This window comes from Streptomyces sp. FH025, from assembly GCF_017427025.1.
Lineage (GTDB): Bacteria > Actinomycetota > Actinomycetes > Streptomycetales > Streptomycetaceae > Kitasatospora.
Genome location: NZ_JAFLNG010000522.1, coordinates 1 through 5,594 on the forward strand (window position 1 = coordinate 1; position 5,594 = coordinate 5,594).

Here is a 5,594-nt window from a genome sequence, read left to right on the forward strand (position 1 = left end):
CGCCCCCGCGCCGACCAGCAGTCCGGCGCCGGCCGTGCCGAGCAGCGCCCGTCGGGTGAAGCCCGCCGGGTCGCGGTCCGTCGAGGACCCCGCCGAAAGCTCCTCCGGGATTTCCTCCGAGATCTTCTCCACCGCGCTCATCCGATCTTGAACTGCTGGGTCGGCGTGGTCTGGTCGATGTCCGAGGAGCGGATCTGCACCGAGACCACCCAGGTGCCGGCCAGCGGCAGCTGCGCGGTGCCGCTCCAGCGACCGGTTCCGTCCGAGGTGAGCGCGACCGGCAGCGGGCCGAGGTCACGGTCAGGCAGGGTGAAGGCGAGCTGCACCTCGGGGACGTCCACCGGCTGCCCGTCCGCGCCGTCCAGCGCGAGCTTGACCTCGTTCGAGCCGGTCCGGGCCGGGTTGAGGGTGACCGTCGCGGTGCCCTTGGCGTTCGGCGTGCGGCCCTTGGTGTCGTACGGCAGCTTGAGGTCCACCGTGCGCCCCGGCTCGGTCGGCGCCTGCGCCGCCCCGGCCGTCCCGCCGGCGGCCGGGGCGGTGTTCCCGGCGGCCTTGACCTCGTTCGCCACCCGTCCGGGCGGGGAGTTGGTGAGCATCGTGGTGACCACCAGCACCGCGACCGCGACCAGGGCCTCGACCAGCACCGAGCGGCGCAGCCCGGCCCGGGTCGGGGTCAGCCCGCGCTCGCGTCCGGCGCTCTCCCGGGCGGCCCGCTGGCGGGCCAGCTGGGCCCGCCGGACCGGGTCCTCGCCGCCGACGGCGGCCCCGATCTCCGCCGCTTCCTCGATCTCCGCCGTTTCGACCTCAGCCGCCTCGGCCGGGGCCGAGCGCAGCCGGGCCAGCCAGCTGCGGGAGGTCCAGGCGATGCCGAGCATCACGACCACGCAGCCGGTCTTCACCAGCAGCAGCTTCCCGTACTCGGTGCCGGTCAGCGCGCTCCAGCTGCCCAGGCCCCGCCAGGACTGGTAGACCCCGGTGGCGACCAGCACGGCGACCGAGCCGAAGGCGATCTTCGAGAAGCGGTCCACCACCTCGGCCCCGACGCCCTCGCGCAGCGCGACCAGCAGCGAGGCCAGCCCGCCCAGCCAGACCGCCATCGCGATCAGGTGCAGGATGCCGAGCGGCAGCGCCAGCCAGACCTGGATGCCCACCGAGGCGTGGTCGGCGCCGACCCAGGTCGCGGAGAGCGCGACCGCCAGCACCAGCCCGGCCACGCCCAGGCCGAGCCGGGCCTCCCGCAGCGGCCGCTCGGCGGCCCGCAGCTCCAGCTCGCGCAGCTCGGCGGCCTCGGCGTCCTCGCCCTCCGGGGCGTCCGCGGCCGGTGCGTGGGAGGTCCGCGGCGGCTGCCCCAGCTGTCCGACCAGCAGCGACAGGAAGATCCCGGCCGCCGCGAGCAGCAGCAGCCTGGCGGCCAGCGCGGTGCCGATCCGCTCGTCCAGGGTGGCGCGCATCAGCGACAGGTCGAAGGCCTGCCCGATCCCCGAGCCGCGCTCGTACGGGCCGCGCAGCATCAGCACCGCGACGGTCGAGGCCAGCAGCGCCGTCCAGCCGGTCATCAGCAGCCGCTGCACCGGGCGCCTGGTCGCGCCGGCCGGCCAGCAGACCAGCACGAAGGCGGCGGCCCCGGCGAGCAGCGCGAACGCCGCGTACGCGACGGTGCGCCCGGTGCCGTACAGGGCGGCGACCAGGCCGTCGGCCTTGGCGCCCTGGAGCGCGGCGGCGGACACCGAGGTGTCCGAGGGGGCGCCGACGGAGAAGGTGAACGCCCCGCCGATCGGGTGCGAGTCCTCCGAGACGGCCCGCCAGGCGACGGTGTACGTGCCGTTGGCGAGCCCGCTGTTCAGTCCGACCCGGGCGGTGTTGTCCTTGCCGTCCGCGTGCGCCGGGTTGCCGGTGTCCACGGCCTTGCCGGCCGGGTCGAGCACCCGGACCGAATCGGCGGACAGCGACACCGTCTCGCTGAAGGTCAGGGTGACCACCTGCGGCGCGGTGGCGACCACCGAGTTCTGCCGCGGGTCGGTGGACTCCAGGGTGGCGTGTGCGGAGGCCGGTCCGGCAGCGGCGAGCATCAGCGCGAGCAGTGCGCCGAGCGTCGCGAGAAGTCCGGCGATCCGGCGGTGGGCGGCTCCGGGCGGGCGGGCCTGGTCCAGGCGGGCCGACTCCATTGGTGGCGGGTCCCCTAACTCCGGCCGGGCCGGTAGGTGAGCTCCTTGACCGGCACCTTGACCGAGATGGTGCCGGACTTGGCGAAGGTGAGGTCGAGCTCCAGCTCGTCGCCCAGGGCGGGGGCCTTCTGCCAGCCCATGATCATGAGGTGGGTGCCGCCGCGCGCGAGCTCCAGCTCGCCGTGCGCGGGCACGTCCAGGCTGTTCACCTGCTCCATGGTCGAGGCGGTCGAGCGGTGCATGGTGACCGACTCGGCGGCCGGGCTGCTGACCTTGACCAGCTGGTCGGACCCGCCGTCGTTGCGGACGGTCAGGTAGCCGGCGCCCATCCCGCCGGTCGGCGGCAGCGGGATGTAGGAGTCGGCCACGCTCAGCTTCGCCGGGCCGTCGGCGGTCGTGCCCCGGTCGTCCGTCCCGCAGGCGGCCAGGATGGTGCCGCCGCCGAGGGCGGCGGCGACCACGGCGCCCAGCAGGGCCGAGCGGCGGAAACGTCGGGTGCCGGTGGTGGCGTTCACCGCCGTCACGCCGCGACCCCCTTGGCGAGCAGCGGCAGGTCGTGCTCGTAGGTCTTCTCCTCGGTGCCGCTCATGTAGAGCACGTGCGCCTTGTCGTCCGAGGGGAGGAAGGCCAGGACCTGCGCGCCGTGGGTGGACGTGACGGTGCCGTCCGCGTTGACCACCGGGTCCTCGATCATGATGCCGAGCGACTTGGCGGCGGTCTTCACCTTCTCCAGGTCGCCGGTCAGGCCTATGAAGTCGGTGCCCATCGAGTCCAGCCAGGTGCGCAGCACCTTGGGGGTGTCGCGCTGCGGGTCGGTGGAGACGAAGACGACGTTGACCTTCTTCCGGTCCTCGTCGGACATCGCCTTCATCGCGACGCCGATGTCGCCCATGGTGGTCGGGCAGACGTCCGGGCAGCTGGTGTAGCCGAAGAACAGCAGGGTGGCCTTGCCGTTGGTCTGCTGCCGCAGGTCGTAGGGCTGGCCGGAGGTGTCGGTCAGCTGGAGGTCGGGCTTCTCGAAGTTCTTGGCGAGCTTGGTGCCCTGGTACGGGGTGTCCTCCTTCTGCCGGGTGACCTTGGCGGCCGAGTCGCCGCCGGAGCCGCCGGAGGAGCCGCAGGCGGAGAGGGTCAGGGCGGCGGCCAGGGCGAGGGCGGCGGCGCCGGCCAGTCGGGTGGTGCGGGTGGTGCGGGGCATGGGTGTTCCGATCGTGCGCGGTTGGCAGCCGGCGGGGCCGTGTCGTCGCGGCCCCGCCGGCGAGGGGGTCAGGAGGCGGAGCCGCCGCTCTTGCGGCGCAGGCCGAGCACGCCGACGGCGGTGCCGATCACGCCGACCACGATGCCGATCACGCCGAGGGTGCGGGCGGTGCCGTCGCTGGACTTGGCGTCGCCGTCGGAGGCGGCGGCGTGGTCCGAGCCGTCGTTGTGGGCGCCGGCGCTCGGGGTGGCGGTGACGCCGTGGTCGTCGCCGCCGGCGGCCTTGGTGAGCGCCAGGACCGGGGCCGGGTGGGCCGGCTCGGGCTGGCCGGCCGGGGACTCGTCGATCCAGCGGACGACGTCGCCGTTGTCGTAGGTCTGGAGGGTCTTGAAGGCCATGCTGTCGGCGTCGGCCGGCAGCGGGCCGAGCGAGACCTTGAACTCCTGGAACTGGCCGGGGGCGATCTTGGTGCCCGCGTCGGCGGTCCAGGTGATCTTGGAGACGGCCTCGGTGACGTCGCTGCCGTGCACCTTGATCGGCTTGTCGAGCTTGGACTTCTCGACGGCGGCGGTCCAGCCCGGCAGCGGCAGGGTCCGGACGGACGCCAGCGGGTGGTCCAGCGGGAGGTTGATCTCCAGCTTCACGGTGCTCGCGGTGTCGCTCTCGTTCGGCACCCGGAAGTCGACGGCCGTGTAGCCGCCCTGGGCGGCCGAGCCCGGGTTCACGGTGACGTGCGCGAAGGCGGGGCCGGCCAGCGCCACCACGGAGGCGGCGGCGGTCAGGGCGACGGCGGCGAGACGGCGGGTGGGAAGGGAACGCATGATGCGGGTCTCCGATCGGAGCTCGGCGGCCGGCCGGGCCGGGCGACGGTGGAACCGTGCGCCGGTGGGGCCGCGCGTGGGGACGTGGGGAGTCGGTGCGGGGGACCGCCCCGGTGGCCGGGCGGCGGTCCGGACGCCGCGCACACCCGGAGCCCGGTACCGCTCACGGGTACGGGCAACGCCGGGTCAGTACGCGAGGACCCCGCACGGCGGACCGCGCCGCACCACGCTGTGCCGCAGCACCGCACTCGCCGGGAGCGGCCCCTCGCCGCCCCTGGCCCCGAACCGGCGGGCCGGGCCGGCCACGCCGAACAGGCCGCGCAGCAGCGCGGCCACCAGCACCAGCACCGAGCGCAGCGGCGCCGCCCAGTGCTCCCGGGCCGCTGCCGCGGCCACCCGCACCAGCCGCCACAGCGCCGCCTCGCCGCGCCGCAGCCACCAGCCCGCCACCAGCGCGGCGGCCAGGTGCCCGGCCAGCATGGACGGCGTCATCCCGAACACGCCGTCCTGCCACCAGGGCGCGGCGGCGTAGGCGTGCGGGTCCAGGCCCGCCGAGGAGACCAGCTGCTCGGGGGAGGTGCCGCCGGGCAGGCCGATCAGCGTGCCGGGCCGGGCCTCGTTGCAGATCAGCCGGCCGGCCGCCTGCGGCACGGTCAGCGACCCGCCGTGGTGCATGCCGGGGCCGTTCGACCCGTGGAAGCCGTGGAAGAGGCAGTGCAGTCCGAGCTGCCCCGCGCCGAGCGCCCCGGCGATGGCCGGCAGCGAGCGCTCCCGTCCGCCGCACGCCACCGCGAGCACCAGCACCGCGGCGAAGCCCGTCGCCAGCGCGGCCGGCGGGACGTCCCCGCCACCGCCCAGGGCGTGCCCGGCGGCGGCGATCAGCGTGCACACCAGGGCGAACGGGACGGCCCGGGCAAGCCTCAGGTCCCAGGCGGCGGTCCCCACCGGCCGAGCCGGTTCTGGGGTGCCCGGGAACGGGGCGGCGGGGAGGGCAGTCATGGCCGGGCCATCATCTCATCGCGTACACCGCCGACACGGGCAGGGTGGGAAATCCCTACCAATGCCCCGTTCGGCCGCGGCGTGGATGGGCCGGTGTGCGCCCTTCGGCACAGAGCCCGGCCCCAGTCCATCCGCCGAACGGGCGGTAGCGGCCCCCGGGCACGGTTCACCGGCGAATCGCCCGGAGATACCTAGTTGTATGTGGAGCCGCAGCCAGGAGGGACCTCCCGTGGACATCTGGTGGACTCTGCACCTCAAGCGCGACCCGGCCAGCGTCCCGCTGGCCCGGCGCATCCTGCTCGGCGCCATGGCGACGGCCGGCGTCGACCCGCAGATCGCCGACGACCTCGGGGTCGCCCTCAGCGAGGCCTGCGCCAACGCCGTCGAGCACGGCGCCACCGGCCGCCCCGACGA

Annotated in this window: 6 protein-coding genes; 1 reads left to right on the forward strand and 5 read right to left on the reverse strand. The window is 75.1% G+C overall.

Annotation, left to right across the window (positions count from 1 at the left end; translation table 11 throughout):
• Nucleotides 1–137 precede the first annotated feature (137 nt).
• From J0670_RS28350 to J0670_RS28370, 5 genes are all read right to left on the reverse strand, one after another.
• Entirely contained in the window at nt 138–2,165 is a 2,028-nt protein-coding gene (locus tag J0670_RS28350; RefSeq protein WP_207814539.1) for a FixH family protein, read from the reverse strand.
• A 14-nt stretch (nt 2,166–2,179) separates the two neighbouring features.
• Nucleotides 2,180–2,689 carry a copper chaperone PCu(A)C gene (locus tag J0670_RS39570; RefSeq protein ID WP_207814540.1) on the reverse strand — a complete coding sequence of 170 codons (510 nt, stop codon included), beginning with the start codon at nt 2,687–2,689 and terminating at the stop codon, nt 2,180–2,182.
• Entirely contained in the window at nt 2,686–3,360 is a 675-nt protein-coding gene (locus J0670_RS28360) for an SCO family protein (RefSeq protein ID WP_207814541.1), read from the reverse strand. Before J0670_RS28360 ends, J0670_RS39570 begins: the two co-directional genes overlap by 4 nt.
• 68 nt (nt 3,361–3,428) lie before the next feature.
• Nucleotides 3,429–4,181 (reverse strand): YcnI family protein, encoded by a 753-nt coding sequence (locus J0670_RS28365; RefSeq protein WP_207814542.1) that lies wholly within the window; start codon nt 4,179–4,181, stop codon nt 3,429–3,431.
• Nucleotides 4,182–4,367: 186 nt separating this feature from the next.
• Complete coding sequence (locus tag J0670_RS28370; protein WP_243437642.1) at nt 4,368–5,180, reverse strand: hypothetical protein; 813 nt, start codon at nt 5,178–5,180, stop codon at nt 4,368–4,370.
• Between the two features lie 229 nt (nt 5,181–5,409).
• On the opposite strand from J0670_RS28370, the gene J0670_RS28375 reads away from it, so the two are divergent.
• Nucleotides 5,410–5,594 (forward strand): ATP-binding protein (locus tag J0670_RS28375; protein WP_207814543.1); only part of this gene is annotated, 185 nt, incomplete at its 3' end.

Bases quoted from the DNA above. Each gene is read 5' to 3' on its own strand.
- J0670_RS28365 (WP_207814542.1), bottom strand. From the start codon at position 4,181: ATGCGTTCCCTTCCCACCCGCCGTCTCGCCGCCGTCGCCCTGACCGCC.
- J0670_RS28350 (WP_207814539.1), bottom strand. From the start codon at position 2,165: ATGGAGTCGGCCCGCCTGGACCAGGCCCGCCCGCCCGGAGCCGCCCAC.
- J0670_RS28370 (WP_243437642.1), bottom strand. From the start codon at position 5,180: ATGACTGCCCTCCCCGCCGCCCCGTTCCCGGGCACCCCAGAACCGGCT.
- J0670_RS28360 (WP_207814541.1), bottom strand. From the start codon at position 3,360: ATGCCCCGCACCACCCGCACCACCCGACTGGCCGGCGCCGCCGCCCTC.